Here is a 16,079-nt window from a genome sequence, read left to right as displayed (position 1 = left end):
CGATCCCAGCCCCTGCGAGGCGGCCGCGCGTAGCGTGACGGCATGCCGCACATCGTCTTCGCCGGGGCGCGCCTCGGCCTCACCGCCGCGCAGGCCGTCGACCTCAAAGCCCGCCTCAAAGAGGCAGCCCTCAGCGCAGAGCCGCTCGAGTTCACGCTGATGGGCCCGGAGGGCCGCGCGGTCTGGTTGCTCTGGACACCGGGCGCGCCCATCGTCATCAGCGACACCGACGTTCCCTCCATGCCGGAGTTCCCGCTGCCCGACTTCTCAGCGCTCGGCCTCCCGGGATTCCCCGGCGAGCCGCCCACACCCCCACGTCGCGTCGGCTTCTGACTGCAGAGGCGACACTGCTCACGGCGGCGATCGCGTCGTGCAGTGTACGGCGATGTGCCGTACACTGACCTCATGCCAGCCACCACGAAAAGCGACCGGCTCGATCTCCGCCTGACAACCGCCCAGAAACGCGAGATCGAGCAGGCTGCCGCGATCTCCGGCCGATCGGTCAGCGATTTCTCGGTGACGGCCCTCGTCGAGAAGGCGGAAGACACCATTCGGCGCGAGCGCGAGATCGCCATGTCGCGGAGGAGCTTCGAGGCGTTCTCCGCCCTCCTCGACCGCCCGGCCAAGTCTGTCGACAAGCTCGCAGGCCTCCTCGCACGCCCCTCGATCTTCGTCGAGGACGAGTGACGGCTTTCCGGCGACCCAGGCCCGTCACGGCCGCCGACGACACGAGCAGCTTCGACTGCGGCAACACCTCTCTCACGAGCTGGCTTCAGATCCGAGCCATCCGCAACGAGAAGGGCGGTGCCTCGCGCACGTTCGTCTCGGTCGATGCCGAGTCGGGGGACATCGCGGGGTACTACTGCCTGGCTGCGAGCTCGCTTCGCCCCGACGACGCCGTGGGCGCCCTGCGCCGGAACATGCCCGACCCGATCCCGGTCATCCTGATCGGCCGAGCGGCGACCGATCTCCGGTTCCGCGGCCTCGGCTTGGGAGCATCCCTGCTGCAGGATGCCGTGCTCAAAAGCATCGAAGCCTCCCGCCTCGTCGGCGCCCGGGCGATCATCGTCCACGCCGTCGACGACGCGGCCGTCGCCTTCTACGAGCACTTCGGCTTCGCGCTCATGCCAGGCTCGGCTCGGTGCCTGTACATGCTCCTGGCGGACGCCGAGGCGACACTGCTCGCCGCGGTGATCGTGTGAATTCCCCGAGAAGTGTGCACCGAGTGCATCCATGCACTTAGTGTGAACGGGTGCTCTCCGCTTCCTCGGCCACGGCTCCCGACCGGCACGCCGCGCCCGATCGCCGCGCCGCGCTGAAGGCCCGCCACCGCGCAGCGATCCTGCGCGCCGCACGCGGCCTCGTCGACGAACGCTCGGGCCCGCGCTTCTCGGTCGACGAACTCGCGGAACGCGCCGACATCGCGCGTCGCACCATCTTCAACCACTTCGCCTCGCTCGACGAGATCCTCCTCACGCTGTGCGCCGAAGAACTCGACGTCATCGTCGACGACTTCATCGCCGCGGTCGCCGCGGCACCGGTCGGCGACGACTCGCGCGCCTCGATGTTCGACGAGCTCGCCGTCGTCCTGCGCACGACCGACCTTCCCCTCGCCATCGACAGGATCGGGCAGATCCTCGGCGAACCCGACCCCGATGACGCCCGTGGGCGCGCCCTCAGCGACGAGGCGTTCTCGCGTGCGGCCACGCGCCTGCTCGGCGAGGTGAACCGCCGCCACCCGGGCGCCGACGCACTGGAGGCCGAGCTGCTCGTCTCGTCCCTCATGGGCGGCGTGATCGTCATCGCGAAGCACTGGATCCTGCACTGCGGGGTCGCCCTCGACGCGCAGGGTCGCGGCGCCTGGAGCGACCTCCTCGAACGACTCATCGACAGCGTGCGCGCAGGCTACCGCCCGCGCGACTGACCACCGGGGGTCCACCGGCGCACCCCCTCCACCCACCACCACAGCAGAGAAAGAAACAGGGATCCCATGGCCGGTCTCCTCTACCGTCTCGGGCGGTTCGCCGCACGCCGCCACTGGACGGTGATCATCGCGTGGGTGGTGATCATCGCCCTCGCCGGCACCGGCTACGCGCTCTTCAAGGGCACGCCGTCGTCGTCGATCACCATTCCCGGCACGGCGACCCAGAAGGTCACGGACGAGCTGGCGAAGAAGTTCCCGTCGGCCTCGGGCGGATCGGGCAGCATCGTGTTCGAGACGACGGACGGCAAGGCCTTCACCGCGAGCGAGAAGACCGAGGTCTCCGACTTCCTCACCTCGATCAAGGGCAAGCACCAGGTCAAGGGCGTCACCGACCCGTTCACGACGCAGGCCGAGCTCGACAAGCAGAAGGCGCAGGTGACGACCGGCCGCACGCAGATCGCGAACGCCAAGAAGCAGCTCGCCGCGGGCCAGGCTCAGCTCGACGCCGCGCAGAAGCAGCTCGACGCCGGCCAGAAGCAGCTCGACGCCGCGAAGGCCGCCGGAACCCCCGCCTCGGCGCTCGCCTCGCAGCAGGCCACCATCGACGCCGGCACCGCGCAGCTCAAGGCCCAGCAGGCCAAGATCGACTCGTCGACGAAGACCCTGAAGACGCAGGAGACGAAACTCGAGCTCGGCGCGGACCTCCTCGACCAGTCGAAGAACATCCGCTTCGTGTCGAAGGACGGCTCCACCGCCGTGGGATCGGTCAGCTTCACGAAGTCCCTCTACGAGGTCGACGCCGACGTGAAGTCGTCGATCGTCTCCACGGCCGCGAAGGGCCTCGACGGCGTGCACGTCTACGTGACGGACGACATCGCCCAGGCGGTGCCCTCGATCCTGGGCCCGGGCGAGGTCATCGGCCTCGTCGTCGCCCTGATCGTCCTGCTCATCATGCTCGGCACCATCATCGGCGCCGGCCTCCCGCTGCTCGCCGCGATCGTCGGCATCGGCGTCTCCGTGCTCGGCGCGACGGCGTTCTCGGGGCTAGTGCAGTTCAACTCGGTCACGACCGTGCTCGGCGTCATGCTGGGGCTCGCGGTCGGCATCGACTACTCGCTGTTCATCCTCAACCGGCACCGCAGGCAGCTGAAGCAGGGCATGGAGCTGCAGGAGTCGATCGGGCTCGCGAACGGCACCTCGGGCAACGCCGTCCTGTTCGCAGGATCCACGGTGATCATCGCGCTCCTCGCCCTCAACATCACGGGCATCCCGTTCCTCGGCCTCATGGGCACCGTCGGCGCGGTCGCCGTGGCCGTGTCGATCCTCGTGGCGATCAGCTTCACTCCCGCGATGCTCTCGATCGTCGGCATGAGGATCCTGCGCCGGAAGGAGCGCGAGGCCATCGGCAACACGGCCTCCACCCGGATCCCCAACGCCCCGATGAAGACCTGGCGGGCCATCGTGACGCTGATCGTCGGCGTCGCCGTGCTCGGCACGATCGCCCTGCCCGCCATGCAGATGCGCTTCGGCCTGCCCGACGGCTCGTCCGAGGCGACCGACTCGAGCCAGTACAAGGCGTTCGAGACGCTCGCGTCGAAGTTCGGCGAGGGCCAGAACGGGCCGCTGCTCGTCGTGGCCGACCTGCCGAAGAAGGCGACCGGAACCGACCTGCTGCAGCAGGAGGTCACGATCGGCGCCAAGATCTCGTCGCAGAAGAACGTGTCGGCCGTCGCGCCGATCGGCGCCTCGAAGGACGGCACGGTCGTCGCCTACCAGGTGATCCCCACGGGCGGCCCGTCGAGCGTCTCGACCGAGAACCTCGTGCACGACCTGCGCGCCCTGTCGCCGATCTCTACCGACGACGGCAAGGCGACGATCGGCGTGGCCGGAAACGCGAGCGCGAACATCGACGTCTCCGAGAAGCTCGCCGACGTGCTGCCGCTCTACCTCGTGGTGGTCGTCGGCCTCTCGCTGATCATCCTCATCATCGTGTTCCGGTCGCTGCTTGTGCCGCTCACCGCGACGGCCGGGTTCGTGCTCTCGCTGCTGGCCGCGTTCGGCGGTCTCACCGCGATCTACCAGTTCGGCTGGCTGTCGTTCATCTTCGGGGTGCACGACCCGGCGCCGATCCTGAGCTTCCTGCCGATCATCGAGGTCGGCGTGCTGTTCGGGCTCGCGATGGACTACCAGCTGTTCCTCGTGTCGGGCATGCGCGAGGCGTTCGCCCACGGGGCGTCGGCGAAGGTCGCCGTGCAGCGGGGCCTCCACGCCGGGCGGAACGTGGTCGCCGCGGCCGCGATCATCATGATCTCGGTGTTCTCGGGCTTCATCTTCTCCGACTCCTCGACCATCCGCCCGATCGGCTTCGGCCTCGGCTTCGGAGTGCTCGTCGACGCGTTCGTCGTGCGCATGCTGCTCATCCCGGCCGTCATGCACCTGCTCGGGCGGTCGGCGTGGTGGTTCCCGAAGTGGCTCGACCGGATCCTGCCGGACGTCGACGTCGAGGGCGCGAAGCTGGAGCGAACCCACCCGGTCGACGGCTCGCACCACCAGTCGCACGCGGCGCCCGTGCCCGTCGACGCCGAGCCCGCCGTGCACCACGAGGGCCCGCCGTCGCACCGCGCCGCGCAGTAGCGCAGCACCGACGGGCCGGTCGGCGCGCTAGCGTGGTGGCATGCCGGGGGAGAGCACCATCACGGTCCTGATCGCGGGCTGCGGCGACCTCGGCACCGAGACCGGCCTGCTTCTCGCTGCCCGCGGCCACCGCGTGATCGGCGTGCGACGCTCCGCCGACGTGCTGCCGGCGGCGTTCGCGCGGCAGAGCATCGATCTGACGCACGACGCACCCCACGTGCCCGCCGACGTCGACGTCGTCATCGTCGCGCTGGCCGCGACCGAGCGCACGGCGGAGGCCTACCGGGCGGTCTACGTCGACGGGCTCCGCCACGTGCTCGAGGGAGCGGCGAGTGCCCGGGCGACCCCGCGGCTCCTGCTCGTGTCGTCGACCGCCGTGTACGGCGTCGACGACGGCTCCTGGGTCGACGAGCGGACTCCGACCGACCCGAACACGCCGACGGCGAAGGTGCTGCGGGAGGCCGAGACGATCGTCGAGCGGTACGAGGGCGAGTCGTCGATCCTGCGACTCGGCGGTGTCTACGGTCCAGGGCGCACCCGCCTCATCGACCAGGTGCGGGCAGGCGACTGCCGTGTGCCGCGCGGCTCGCACATGACGAACCGCATCCACCGCGACGACGCCGCCCGCGCGCTCGTGCACCTGGCTCTGCTGCGCTCGGCGCCGCCGCCCGTGCTGATCGGGGTCGACGACGAGCCGGCGCAACTCGGCGACGTGCTGGGCTTCCTCGCCCGCTCACTCGACGTGCGCGAGCCGCCGTCAGGGCGCAACCAGGGCGCAGGAGCAGGCCGCAAGCCCACCGGCGACCGCCGCCTCGCCAACGACCTGCTCCGCTCCACCGGGTTCCGCTTCCGCTATCCGTCGTACCGGGAGGGCTACGCCGCCGTGCTGGCGGGGGAGGGCATCCGGCACCCGTAGCGGCGCCCGGCCCCGCCGCCCGCCCGCGCGCGCGTCACACGTGGTCGTGCCAGGAGTGCTCCGGCTCGTAGCCGAGCAGCCGCCGCGCCTTCTCGATCGACAGCAGCGTCTCGGTGCCCTGCACGTCGCGCGTGATCGTGACGTTCGGGAACACCTCGCGCGCCAGCTCGGCGCTCGGTCGTGACATCACGGTGTCGGCCGCGGCGATGATCATCGCCTCGAAGCCGGGCTCGGCCTTCTGCAGCGCGAGAGCCACGGCCTGCGCGCCGTCGCGCCCGTCGATGTAGCCCCAGAGGTTCCACTTGCGCTTCATCGCGTCGTCGTCGAACGACGGGAACTCGGCGTAGTCGTCGGGGTTCATCACGTTCGAGAAGCGGAAGCCGGTGATCGACAGCGAAGGATCCCAGCGCACGAGCTCTTTCGCCATCGTCTCCTCGAGGTGCTTCACGAGCGAGTAGGTGCTCTCGGGGCGCGCCGGGTACTCCTCGTCCACCGGGATGTACGGCGGGTCGACGTCGAACGGCAGGCCGAGCACGGTCTCGCTCGATGCGTAGACGATCTTCTTGATGCCGGCGCGACGGGCCGACTGGAAGACGTTGTAGGTCGAGAGCATGTTGTTGTGGAACGTCTCGGCGTCGGGCAGGATCCCCGGCGCGGGGATGGCGCCGAGGTGCACGATCGCGTCGAACGAGCCCTGGCGCTCGTCGAGGCCGAGGACGGCGTCGAGCACCTGGCCGTAGTCGGTGAGGTCGACGCGGAGGAAGCCGGGCCCGCGCTCCCCGAACCGGTCGAAGTTGGTGACGTCGTGGCCGTCGGCGCGCAGGCGGGTGAGGACGCTGCGGCCGAGCTTGCCGCTGCCTCCGGTGAGAGCGATCTTCACTGCGGTTCTCCTTCGAACGTGGGGGATTCGGATCGTGCGCCCCAGTCAACCAGCGGCGGCTGTTCAGAAGCGCAGGTTGTCAATCGCAGAAGGATTGGCTGTTCGACCTGTAGGGTCGCCGCGAGATAGGTTCGACGCATGACCGCTTCAGCGCCCTCGCTCGCCCTCTCGTCCGGCACCTCGATCCCGCAGCTCGGCTTCGGCGTCTTCCTCGTCGACCCGGCCGACACTCAGCGCGTCGTCGAGGACGCCCTCGAGGTCGGCTACCGCCACATCGACACGGCGACCGGCTACAACAACGAGAAGGAGGTCGGCGCGGCGCTCAAGGCCTCCGGGCTGGCCCGCGACGAGGTCTTCGTCACGACGAAGCTCCGCAACGACCACCACAAGGCGCGCGACGTCGAGGGCGCGTTCGAGCGCAGCCTCGAGGCGCTGGGGCTCGACAGCCTCGACCTGTACCTGATCCACTGGCCGATGCCGGCCAACGACTTCTACGTCGACACCTGGAAGACGTTCACCTCGTTCGCCGCCGACGGCCGCGCCCGGGCGATCGGCGTGAGCAACTTCGAGATCGACCACCTCGAGCGGATCATCGACGCGACCGGGCAGGCTCCTGCGGTCAATCAGGTCGAGCTGCACCCGATCTTCCAGCAGCGGGCGCTCCGCGAGTTCCACGCGAAGCACTCCATCGTCACGGAGTCGTGGGGGCCGCTCGGCCAGGGCAAGTACGACCTCTTCGGCATGGCGTCGATCCAGGTCGCCGCGGCCGCGCACGGCGTGACGCCGGCCCAGGTCGTGCTGCGCTGGCACCTGCAGACCGGGCTCGTCGTGATCCCCAAGTCGAACCACCGCGAGCGCATGGCGCAGAACCTCGACGTGTTCGGCTTCGAGCTGTCGGCCGACGAGATGGCCGCGATCGACGCCCTCGACGAGAACCGTCGAGTCGGCGGCAACCCGCTCGAGGTCAACTAGCGGCAGGCGGCCCGATACCGTGGACCTTCGCCAGATGGAGTACTTCGTCGCCCTTGCAGACGAAGGCCAGTTCACCCGTGCCGCGGAGGCCACGAGGGTGTCGCAGTCGGGCCTGTCGGCTGCGATCCGCACCCTCGAGGACGAACTGCGCACGCCGCTGTTCACGCGCACGACCCGGCGGGTCGAGCTGACCGGGGCCGGGCGCGCTCTGCTGCCGCACGCCCGAGCCCTGCTCGCGCAGGCGGTCGCCGGCCGCGACGCGGTGATCGCGGCGCGCGGCGAGGTCATCGGCACGCTCCGGGTGGGCGGCGAGCAGTGCCTCGGCGCGATCGACGTGCCCGACCTCCTGGCGCGCTTCCACCAGCGCTACCCGAAGGTGGTCGTGTCGTTCGAGCAGGCAGGGTCCGGGCAGCTGCTCTCGGAGGTCCGCTCGGGCCTCCTCGACATCGCCTTCGTGGCGGGCGCCGACGGCGCGCTCGACACTCGGCCCCAGGCCCCCGTGATCCACCCCATCGCGGTCGAGCCGCTGGTGTTCGTGTGCCCGCCCGGCTCGCGTCTCGCGGGGCACGCCCAGGTCGCCTGGGACGAGCTCGAGGGAGAGACCTTCGTCGACTTCCACGAGAGCTGGGGCGTGCGGGCGATCACCGACGCCGCCTTCCGCGCCCGCGACCTCGACCGGCGCGTGGCGTTCGTCGTCAACGACGTGCACACCCTGCTCGACTTCGTGCAGCGCCGTCTCGGCTCGGCCCTCGTGCCTCGTCCGATCGCGCAGAAGCCCCAGGCGCAGGGCCTCGCGCAGATCCCTCTGGCCGATCCGTCGGCGCCGCGCTGGGCCGTGGGTGTGGCCGTGCCCGCAGGAGCCGACGGGGTCGGCACCATCGCGGGTCACCTCCTCGAGATGGTCCCCCTGCTCGTCCCCGCCTGACGCGCCTCGCGCCGGCGGGGACGCAGCGAGCTACTTCTTCGAGGCCGCGATCACCGCGTTGATGATGGCCGCGGGCGAGACCGCCGACGCAGTCGCCGTCGAGCCCGAGGCCGCCTCGGAGGTGATGACGAGGTTGCCCGAGATCGCGCTGACGATCTCGATCGCCGTCGAGGTCCCGCCGGCCGCGGCGGGGAGCGTCACGGTCTCCTGGTAGGCGTAGGTCTGGTCGGCGTCGGTCGAGACGTCGACCTTCTTGATCGTCAGCGGGATGCTGATCGTCTGCCCGCTCTCGGTGAGCGACAGCTTCATCGAGCCGCACTCGGAGAGCGCCTGCTCCTGCTTCTTCTGCGCGTCGGTGGTGAGCGACGCGGGCAGGCTCTTGCCGGCCTCAGTCGTCACGAAGACCGCGTTCGACCCGTACGTGAGCATGCTGTTGACGGTGCCCGCCGGAGGAGTCGTCGACAGGTTGTCGGTGATGATCTGCTTGCACGACGCCGGCGAGATCGTGATCCCCGACTGCGACAGCAGCGACGAGATGCCGTTGGCGCCGCCGGCGGACGAGATCTTCGACTGCACCTGCGCGTTGTCGAGGACGGTGCCGGTGACTCCGACCTGCTTCGCCGCGGTCTGCAGGAGCGGCGGGAGCTCGTCGGCGGTCCAGGTCTTGGCGCTCGCGGCCTTCGACGCGGCGGGCGTCGAGCTCGACCCCGACGCACCCGACCCGGATCCTGCGCCCGAACCCGACGAGCAGGCGGCGGTGGCGACCAGGACGCCGGCGGCGACGGCGATGACGGCAGCGGAACGGAACTTCATGGGATCCCCCTCGTATTCGCGGAGCGCCTTCCTCGGCGCCTCAGAGAGCGCTCATCGAGAACCCCCTGAGACGACCCTAGACCACGAGACCGCACGGGCTCGTTCGGCCACGGCACCCGCGTAGTGTGAAGGCCATGAACGACGCCGAACGCCGCGAGATCGCGGGCATCATCGACCACACCCTGCTGAAGCCCGAGGCGACCCGAGACGATGTCGAGGCGCTCGTGCGGGAGGCCGTCGAGCTCGCCACGTACTCGGTCTGCGTGTCGCCGTCGATGCTGCCCCTGTCGGCTCCTGCTGCCGGCCTCAAGGTCGCCGCCGTGTGCGGGTTCCCCAGCGGCAAGCACACCTCCGCGATCAAGGCGGCCGAGGCCCGCGAGAGCGTCGAGCGCGGTGCCGACGAGATCGACATGGTCATCGACGTGGGCGCCGCGAGAGAGAAGCGCTTCGCCGACGTCGAGGCCGACATCCGCGCCGTGCGCGAGGCCGTTCCGTCGCCCACCGTGCTGAAGGTCATCATCGAGTCGGCCGTGCTCGACGACGACGAGATCGTCGCGGTCTGCCGGGCCGCCGTCGCGGCGGGCGCCGACTTCGTCAAGACGTCCACGGGCTTCCACCCCGCGGGCGGGGCGACCGAGCACGCCGTCCGGCTCATGCGCGAGACCGTCGGCGACGCCCTCGGCGTCAAGGCCTCCGGTGGCGTCCGCACCCTCGACGACGCCCGCCGCATGATCGCAGCCGGGGCCAGCCGCCTCGGGGTGTCAGGATCGAGGGCGCTCCTCGCCGACACCACCCCGGCCGGCGCCGCCTCCTCGTCCTACTGACGAGCGCCGCTCGCTGCGACCTTCTGGGGTCTACGACGGGCTCGGCGACGGCAGCCCGCCGAGGGTCTTCTCGAGGCTCGCGATCATGAGCCCCGTCGCACCGCGGTCGAGGCTCTCGCGAGCGGCCTCGGCCGACGGCAGCACGTGGCCGATCATCGTCTTGCCGAGGGCCTGCATCATCGCCCACTGCGCGGCCGTCGCGGTGTAGTTGAGACCGACGGTGCTCCAGGTCTCCTGCGTCGACGCGAGGAGGTTCTTCTGCCCCTCGATCTCGTTGCCGTAGTAGAACCCCCACGTCTCGAGGCCGTGCTTGCGCGCGAACGATCCCCACGCGGTGGCGGTGCAGTAGCCCTTCGCGATGACCGTGTCGGCGGGGTGCGGAACGTGCTTCCCGATGAGGTCGAGCAGCTCGTCGAAGTGCGTCGCGTCGACGACCTTCGGGTCGACGAAGAACGTGTGCGTCGCCCCGTAAGCGTCGAGCAGGTCGACGAACCGCACGTACGGCCGGGCCGGCTGAGCACGGTCCGAGGTGCCCGCGCTCGTGATCCGGTGCTGCAGCACCTCGCTCCAGGTGTGGTCGGCGGCCACGAAGTCCTTCGTGCCGGAGGTGCGGTCGAGGGTGGCGTCGTGCAGGCCGAACCAGATGCCGTCGGAGGTGCGCGCGAGCGACACCTCGAGGGCGTCCACGCCGGCCTCGACGCTGCGGCGGTAGGCGTAGCCGGACTCCTCGGGCCAGTCGAGGTCGGAGCCGTGGTGCGCGACGGTGAAGCGCTCGGAGGCGAGGAGGGGCGAGACGAGCTTGCCCGGCGTGGTCGGGGCGGGGCGGCGGGAGGAGATCGCGGCCGCCGTGGCGCCGCCGGCGATCAGGACGGCGGCCGCACCCGCGCCGAGGATCACCGTGCGGCGCGACGGACGGTGCCGGGCGGGGCCGCTCGGCGTCGATTCGGGCGACGTCGGCATCGCCTCAGTATGAATGGCGCCGAGGGCTCGCGCGACCCCCAGTCCGGTCCGCGCTCACACCGCGGTCGGTCCGCAGCGGGCAGCGCGGCAGTTCAGCTGAGGATGTCCTTCGTGGTGAAGCGACCCCAGGCCAGGAAGCCGAAGATGACGATGTAGCAGCCCTGCAGCACGGCGTTCGCCTGGAGGTTGTCCCAGGAGATCGGCGACCGGAGGAAGTCGGCGAAGCCCAGCCAGTAGTTCGTGAACAGGAACGGGTCGAGGAACGACAGCTGCGGCAGCTGCCCGATGATCTGGGCGACGGTCGAGAGCACGATCGTCGCCGCCATCGCCCCGACCGGCACGCTGGTGAGCGTCGAGATGAACAGGCCGATGGCCGTGAGGCCGAGCAGCGAGATGGTGACGTAAAGCACCAGCAGGGCCATCCGGCCGGCGTAGGCGGCGAAGCCGACCGTCTGCCCCGAGAGAAGGGTCACGGGACCGACCGGGAAGAGGATCGCGCCGATGATGCCGCCGACGACGACGATCACGACGACGCCGACGAGGCAGAACAGCGCCGCTCCGAGGTATTTCGTGACCAAGAGGCGCACGCGGCCGGCAGGTGCCACCAGCAGGTACCGGAGCGTGCCGTGGCCGGCCTCGCCCGCGATCGTGTCGCCGGCGACCACTCCGACCGTGAGCGGCAGGAATAGCGGGATCGCCACGACGAGCGACGTCAGCGAGACGAACAGGCCGTTGCCGGCGATCGAGCCGAGGAAGGCCGGACCGCGACCGGCGTCGCCCCGCGTCGTGATGCGCACCGCGACGGCGAGCAGGATCGGGATCGCGGCGAGCGCTCCGAGCATCGCGATCGTGCGCGCGCGGCGGAAGAGCGTGCGGATCTCGGAGAGGAGGAGGGCCGGGCCGGGGCCGGGGCCGGAGACGGAGGCGCGGGGGGCTGTCGCCTGCTCCTGCGCCCGGATCGGTGCGGCCGTGGTCTCGTCAGCCTGCGACATCGAAGCCCTCCCCGGTCAGGTCGACGAAGCGGTCTTCGAGGCTGGCGCCGGCGACCTCGAAGCCGCGAAGCCTGACGCCTGCGTCGACGAGGGCTTTCGCCACGATCTCGGCGGCTGGCCCGTCGGCGGGCACGTCGGCCGCCACGCCCGTGACGTGCTCGCCGTGACCCCGAGGCTCGGGGTCGAGCCCGAGTCGGCCGAGGACGCCGAGCGCCGCGTCGACGTCGGGCGTGGTCACGCTGACGCGCTGTCGCCCGGCCGCCCGCAGCTCCTCCAGGGTGCCCTGGGTGACGAGGCGCCCCGCGCTCATGACCGCCGCGTGCGAGCACATCTGCTCGATCTCGCTGAGCAGGTGGCTCGACACGAACACGGTCGTGCCGTCGTCGGCGAGCGAGCCGATCAGCGATCGCACCTCGCGGGTGCCCTGCGGGTCGAGGCCGTTCGACGGCTCGTCGAGCACGAGCAGGTCACGTGGCATGAGCAGCGCGTTCGCGATGCCGAGCCGCTGCTTCATGCCGAGCGAGTAGGCGTGGGCCTTCTTGTCGGCGGCGTGCGAGAGCCCGACGCGGTCGAGGGCGGCGGCGACCCGCTCGGAGCGCGTGGCGGTCGGCGCGGACCGGTCGGCGGTGTCGAGCCGATGCAGGTTCTGTCGGCCGGTGAGGAACGGGTAGAAGGCCGGCCCCTCGACGAGCGCGCCGACGCGAGGCAGCACGGCGGCGAGCTGCCCGGGCATGTCGCCGTCGAGAAGGCGGATGTCACCGCTCGTGGCGCGCGTGAGGCCCAGCAGCATGCGGATCGTGGTGGTCTTGCCCGAGCCGTTCGGCCCGAGGAACCCGAACACGCTGCCGCGCGGCACCGCCAGGTCGAGCCCCTGCACGGCGAGCTGCTTCGAGAACCGCTTCGTCAGCCCCGTCGTCTCGATGGCGAGGGGCGCAGGAGCCGCGGAGGTCACTTCTGCGACGCTGCCTCGGCCTCCAGCGTCGCCGCACTCACGGCCCCCACGTAGACCTTCCCGGAGTCGCTGATGTAGACGGAGACGAGCGCCGTCTGGAGCACGCGGCCGCCGTCGACGCGGGTGAGCACCTGGTTCAGGAGCTGAGACGACTGGCCGCCGCCCGCCGAGAGCCCGGCGGCGCCGTTCGGCAGCGTCGCGCTGAGGATCGTGGTCCAGCCCGAGCCCAGCACCTGCGGGTCGTACTTGGCCAGCGCTGACTTGTACTTGGCCTGGGCCTTCTGCTGCGCCGTCGCGGCCTCGCCGCTCTGCGTCTGCACGCCCGGCTGGACGCCGTGGGCGAGGCCGGAGTGCTCCGCGGGGCTCACGTTTTTGACGCTTGCGCCCTTCGGGGGTGTGAACGAGAACACGGAGGCCGACGGGTTCGAGAACGAGATGTCGGTGAATCCGACCTCGAAGGCCGGCTTCGTCTGGCCTTTCGCCAGGATCGTCGCGCGCAGCGGCACGCCGGTGGCGGAGTCGATGTCGAGAGTGACCGACTTGACGAGCGTCTTCGACGTCTTCGGGGTCACGGTGAGGCCGTAGGCGGTGCGGCCGGCGACCTTGACGTTCTCGCTGGTCGACACCGTCGAGTACTTCTTCACGTTCTTCAGCACCTCGGCCGTGACGCTCTGCGGCGTCATGGAAGCCTGGCCGGTGTCGGTCTGCGGCGTCGCGTGGACGCCCTTCGCGGGCAACGTGATGTGGACGGCGCTGTTGGACTTCGAGTCGTAGGTCCAGATGGAGTCGCCGTTGCGGATCACGTCGCGCTCGGCGAGGTTGTCGAGCGTCTGGATGCGCGACGCCGTGGTGCCGGACACGTAGACCTTCGCGGTGTGGGTTCCGGTGAGCTGCGAGAGAGCGCTCGAGACGCTGTCGGAGTCGCTGCCGCCGCCGAGGGCGGACGACGAGATGTCGGGCAGGCCGAGGTTCGCGGTCTCGCTGACGGTGCCGGAGAACGAGACGCCCTGGCTCGACTCGGCGAGTGCAACGATGGCCGCGGGCGTCTTCGACGGGAGCTTCACGTCGGCGTTCGCCATCTGCGGCACGGCGATCACGGCGGCGACGACCGCGGCGGGCACGGCGAGCGCGGGGATCCAGCGCAGCCGCGCCTTGGAGGTCGGGGATTCGAGAGTCATGGCAGGCCAGCTTTCGGTGTGGTGTGGGCCGTGCCGGAACGGTACCTCCGCTGTCTGCAAAGCGCCCTCGAATCCTGCGTTCGGGCCGGAAATCAGACCAGGGGATGACGTGGGGCCGGAACCGTCGAGGTCAGGCGGTCTTCATCACGCTGGCGGTGAAGTTCTGCACCCGCTGGAGCAGGCCCTCCGCCCGCTCGGCGATCCGCTCGGGCGGGTTGAGGTGCGGCGGCGCGACCCGGATGAGGATCGAGCAGGCGAGGTCTTCGCAGATGTACGTGCCGAGCGTGTTGCCGTTGAGCCCCGCCTCGCCGGCGCGCGGCGCGGTGAACAGCCGCACCTGCGTCGCCGGCTGAGGGGAGTGGCACAGCGAGCACATCGCCGCGATGCCGGGTCGCAGCGGGGTCGACGACGTCCGCACGACGAGGCCCGTGGGCCGGCCGTCCATCCAGTGCACGATGTAGCCGCGCAGGTGCGCCTGGCTGTCGCGCCAGCCGAGGTACTCCCTCTCGTTCCAGAGCATCTCGTGCAGCCCGGGGATCGGGAGGCGGTCGAGGTCGCCCGGCTGGGCGTTCACGAACGACGAACGGATGTCGTCCTCGGTCAACGGCTTCACGCCGTCGACCTTACGCGCCGAGCGCGGGGTAGTCGATGTAGCCCTTCGCGGTCGCGCCGTAGAGCGTCGTGGGGTCGAGCTCGTTCTCGGGAGCCGAGGTGCGCCAGCGCTCGACGAGGTCGGGGTTGGCGATGATCGCCCGGCCGACCGCGACGGCGTCGGCGTGCGCGCCCTCGACGAGCGAGATGGCCTCCTCGCGCGTGGTCACGTGCGAGAATCCGGAGTTCACGATGAAGCCGCCGCCGAAGTCCCGGCGCAGGCCCTGGATGAAGTCGCCCGTGGGGTCGGCGTGCAGGATGCTCACGTAGGCGAGCCCGAGCGGGGCCAGCGCCTTCATGAGGCCGCTGTAGGTCGCCTGCACGTCGTCGGCGTCGGTCTCGGCGACGTCCTGGATGTTGTGCGACGGCGAGATCCGGATGCCCACGCGCCCGGCCCCCACCGAGGCGGCGACGGCCTCGACGACGGAGACGACGAAGCGGATGCGGTTCTCCGGGCTCCCGCCGAAGTCGTCGGTGCGCCGGTTCGACGCGGGGGAGAGGAACTCGTGCAGGAGGTAGCCGTTGGCGGAGTGCATCTCGACGCCGTCGAGCCCGGCGCGGACGGCGCGCTTCGACGCCTCGACGAATTCGGCCCTCACGTCGTCGAGCTCGTGGACGGTGAGCTCGTGCGGCACGGGGAACGCCTTCTTGCCGTCGGGCACGTGCGTCTCGCCCTCGATGGCGACGGCACTGGGCCCGACGATGCGGTCGGTGCCGGTGATGTCGGTGTGCGACACGCGGCCGCCGTGCATGACCTGCATGACGAGTCGCCCGCCTCGGGCGTGGACGGCGTCGGCGACCCGCTTCCAGCCGGCCTCCTGCTCGTCCGTGACGATGCCCGGCTGCCCGGGGTAGGAGCGGCCCTCCGCGCTCGGCCAGGTGCCCTCGGTGATGATCAGGCCGGCTCCGGCGCGCTGCGCGTAGTGCTCGACGTTGAGATCGTTCGGCACGCCCGACTGCCCGGAGCGGGTGCGGGTGAGCGGGGCCATGACGACGCGGTTCGCGAGGTCGAGGTCGCCGAGGGTGAGCGGGGAGAAGAGATCCACGGGTGTCCTTTCCGCCGGATCCTGCACCCGACGTACCCAGAGTGCGACCTCATCCGGCGCGCTCGCATTCCCCTGCACAGGATGCTCTCAGCCCTGACTCTTCCTCCATGACAGACAGAAATGATAGAATTTCAGTATGACGAACCCGACATTCTGCCCGATGGAGCCCACCCGCGGCCTCACCGACGCTCAGATCGTCGCGGTGTCGCCGATCCGGGCGCGCATCGTGACGGCCCTCTCCGGGCGGGCCGCGTTGGCGCCCGCCGAGATGCTCACGCTGATCCCGTGCTCGCCGCGAGCCCTGCACGCGCACCTGCGGATCCTCGCGCGACGCGACATCATCCGCGGCATCAGCGGGTCGCCCGCGCGCGGTCGCGACGCCATCGACGACCTCTACTACCTGGTCTGAGGT

General features: G+C 70.6%; 18 protein-coding genes. 10 read left to right on the top strand and 8 right to left on the bottom strand.

What is annotated here, in order from left to right; all coding sequences use genetic code 11:
- Positions 1–42: 42 nt before the first annotated feature.
- From C8E83_RS10185 to C8E83_RS10160, 6 genes are all read left to right on the top strand, one after another.
- A complete protein-coding gene (locus C8E83_RS10185) occupies positions 43–333 on the top strand; it encodes a hypothetical protein (protein ID WP_121369792.1) in 291 nt (96 codons plus the stop codon).
- Between the two features lie 72 nt (positions 334–405).
- Positions 406–687 (top strand): type II toxin-antitoxin system TacA family antitoxin, encoded by a 282-nt coding sequence (locus tag C8E83_RS10180; protein WP_147430143.1) that lies wholly within the window; start codon positions 406–408, stop codon positions 685–687.
- On the top strand, positions 684–1,202 hold the full coding sequence (locus tag C8E83_RS10175) for a GNAT family N-acetyltransferase (RefSeq protein ID WP_121369790.1): 519 nt from the start codon (positions 684–686) through the stop codon (positions 1,200–1,202). Before C8E83_RS10180 ends, C8E83_RS10175 begins: the two co-directional genes overlap by 4 nt.
- 50 nt (positions 1,203–1,252) lie before the next feature.
- On the top strand, positions 1,253–1,924 hold the full coding sequence (locus tag C8E83_RS10170) for a TetR/AcrR family transcriptional regulator (protein ID WP_121369789.1): 672 nt from the start codon (positions 1,253–1,255) through the stop codon (positions 1,922–1,924).
- Positions 1,925–1,990: 66 nt separating this feature from the next.
- The gene (locus C8E83_RS10165) at positions 1,991–4,558 is read left to right on the top strand and encodes an MMPL family transporter (RefSeq protein WP_121369788.1); all 2,568 of its coding nucleotides are present in this window, start codon (positions 1,991–1,993) and stop codon (positions 4,556–4,558) included.
- A gap of 40 nt (positions 4,559–4,598) precedes the next feature.
- Complete coding sequence (locus C8E83_RS10160) at positions 4,599–5,474, top strand: NAD-dependent epimerase/dehydratase family protein (RefSeq protein WP_245981582.1); 876 nt, start codon at positions 4,599–4,601, stop codon at positions 5,472–5,474.
- A gap of 34 nt (positions 5,475–5,508) precedes the next feature.
- On the opposite strand, the gene C8E83_RS10155 is transcribed toward C8E83_RS10160, so the two are convergent.
- The gene (locus C8E83_RS10155) at positions 5,509–6,354 is read right to left on the bottom strand and encodes an NAD-dependent epimerase/dehydratase family protein (protein ID WP_121369787.1); all 846 of its coding nucleotides are present in this window, start codon (positions 6,352–6,354) and stop codon (positions 5,509–5,511) included.
- A gap of 138 nt (positions 6,355–6,492) precedes the next feature.
- Here C8E83_RS10155 and C8E83_RS10150 point away from each other — a divergent pair, with 138 nt between their 5' ends.
- Together C8E83_RS10150 and C8E83_RS10145 are read left to right on the top strand one after the other, a co-directional pair.
- Positions 6,493–7,326 (top strand): aldo/keto reductase, encoded by an 834-nt coding sequence (locus tag C8E83_RS10150; protein ID WP_121369786.1) that lies wholly within the window; start codon positions 6,493–6,495, stop codon positions 7,324–7,326.
- A gap of 19 nt (positions 7,327–7,345) precedes the next feature.
- Positions 7,346–8,251 (top strand): LysR family transcriptional regulator, encoded by a 906-nt coding sequence (locus tag C8E83_RS10145; protein ID WP_121369785.1) that lies wholly within the window; start codon positions 7,346–7,348, stop codon positions 8,249–8,251.
- 30 nt (positions 8,252–8,281) lie between these two features.
- Here the strand turns inward: C8E83_RS10145 and C8E83_RS10140 are convergent, their stop codons facing one another.
- On the bottom strand, positions 8,282–9,064 hold the full coding sequence (locus C8E83_RS10140; protein ID WP_121369784.1) for a hypothetical protein: 783 nt from the start codon (positions 9,062–9,064) through the stop codon (positions 8,282–8,284).
- A gap of 134 nt (positions 9,065–9,198) precedes the next feature.
- On the opposite strand from C8E83_RS10140, the gene deoC reads away from it, so the two are divergent.
- Positions 9,199–9,888 carry a deoxyribose-phosphate aldolase gene (deoC, locus tag C8E83_RS10135; RefSeq protein ID WP_121371847.1) on the top strand — a complete coding sequence of 230 codons (690 nt, stop codon included), beginning with the start codon at positions 9,199–9,201 and terminating at the stop codon, positions 9,886–9,888.
- Between the two features lie 30 nt (positions 9,889–9,918).
- Here deoC and C8E83_RS10130 read toward each other — a convergent pair whose 3' ends face one another.
- The 6 genes from C8E83_RS10130 to C8E83_RS10105 form a co-directional block, all read right to left on the bottom strand.
- Positions 9,919–10,848 carry a glycerophosphodiester phosphodiesterase family protein gene (locus C8E83_RS10130; RefSeq protein ID WP_121369783.1) on the bottom strand — a complete coding sequence of 310 codons (930 nt, stop codon included), beginning with the start codon at positions 10,846–10,848 and terminating at the stop codon, positions 9,919–9,921.
- Positions 10,849–10,940: 92 nt separating this feature from the next.
- Complete coding sequence (locus C8E83_RS10125) at positions 10,941–11,840, bottom strand: ABC transporter permease (RefSeq protein ID WP_121369782.1); 900 nt, start codon at positions 11,838–11,840, stop codon at positions 10,941–10,943.
- Positions 11,827–12,792, bottom strand: coding sequence for an ABC transporter ATP-binding protein (locus tag C8E83_RS10120; RefSeq protein ID WP_121369781.1), 966 nt, complete (start codon positions 12,790–12,792; stop codon positions 11,827–11,829). Before C8E83_RS10120 ends, C8E83_RS10125 begins: the two co-directional genes overlap by 14 nt.
- On the bottom strand, positions 12,789–13,970 hold the full coding sequence (locus C8E83_RS10115; protein WP_121369780.1) for a LolA family protein: 1,182 nt from the start codon (positions 13,968–13,970) through the stop codon (positions 12,789–12,791). Before C8E83_RS10115 ends, C8E83_RS10120 begins: the two co-directional genes overlap by 4 nt.
- 130 nt (positions 13,971–14,100) lie before the next feature.
- Positions 14,101–14,583: an FBP domain-containing protein gene (locus tag C8E83_RS10110; RefSeq protein ID WP_121369779.1), complete on the bottom strand. Its 483-nt coding sequence runs from the start codon at positions 14,581–14,583 to the stop codon at positions 14,101–14,103.
- Between the two features lie 10 nt (positions 14,584–14,593).
- Entirely contained in the window at positions 14,594–15,667 is a 1,074-nt protein-coding gene (locus tag C8E83_RS10105; protein WP_121369778.1) for an alkene reductase, read from the bottom strand.
- A gap of 136 nt (positions 15,668–15,803) precedes the next feature.
- Here C8E83_RS10105 and C8E83_RS10100 point away from each other — a divergent pair, with 136 nt between their 5' ends.
- Positions 15,804–16,076, top strand: a complete 273-nt coding sequence (locus tag C8E83_RS10100) for a winged helix-turn-helix domain-containing protein (RefSeq protein ID WP_121369777.1) — start codon at positions 15,804–15,806, stop codon at positions 16,074–16,076.
- The last annotated feature ends 3 nt before the right edge of the window (positions 16,077–16,079 follow it).

The sequence above is a fragment of the Frondihabitans australicus genome (genome assembly GCF_003634555.1).
Classification (GTDB): Bacteria; Actinomycetota; Actinomycetes; order Actinomycetales; family Microbacteriaceae; genus Frondihabitans; species Frondihabitans australicus.
This window is presented reverse-complemented; position numbering and strand designations above follow the sequence as displayed.

Bases quoted from the DNA above. Each gene is read 5' to 3' on its own strand.
- C8E83_RS10185 (WP_121369792.1), top strand. From the start codon at position 43: ATGCCGCACATCGTCTTCGCCGGGGCGCGCCTCGGCCTCACCGCCGCG.
- C8E83_RS10180 (WP_147430143.1), top strand. From the start codon at position 406: ATGCCAGCCACCACGAAAAGCGACCGGCTCGATCTCCGCCTGACAACC.
- C8E83_RS10165 (WP_121369788.1), top strand. From the start codon at position 1,991: ATGGCCGGTCTCCTCTACCGTCTCGGGCGGTTCGCCGCACGCCGCCAC.
- C8E83_RS10160 (WP_245981582.1), top strand. From the start codon at position 4,599: ATGCCGGGGGAGAGCACCATCACGGTCCTGATCGCGGGCTGCGGCGAC.
- C8E83_RS10150 (WP_121369786.1), top strand. From the start codon at position 6,493: ATGACCGCTTCAGCGCCCTCGCTCGCCCTCTCGTCCGGCACCTCGATC.
- C8E83_RS10140 (WP_121369784.1), bottom strand. From the start codon at position 9,064: ATGAAGTTCCGTTCCGCTGCCGTCATCGCCGTCGCCGCCGGCGTCCTG.
- deoC (WP_121371847.1), top strand. From the start codon at position 9,199: ATGAACGACGCCGAACGCCGCGAGATCGCGGGCATCATCGACCACACC.
- C8E83_RS10130 (WP_121369783.1), bottom strand. From the start codon at position 10,848: ATGCCGACGTCGCCCGAATCGACGCCGAGCGGCCCCGCCCGGCACCGT.
- C8E83_RS10125 (WP_121369782.1), bottom strand. From the start codon at position 11,840: ATGTCGCAGGCTGACGAGACCACGGCCGCACCGATCCGGGCGCAGGAG.
- C8E83_RS10115 (WP_121369780.1), bottom strand. From the start codon at position 13,970: ATGACTCTCGAATCCCCGACCTCCAAGGCGCGGCTGCGCTGGATCCCC.
- C8E83_RS10100 (WP_121369777.1), top strand. From the start codon at position 15,804: ATGACGAACCCGACATTCTGCCCGATGGAGCCCACCCGCGGCCTCACC.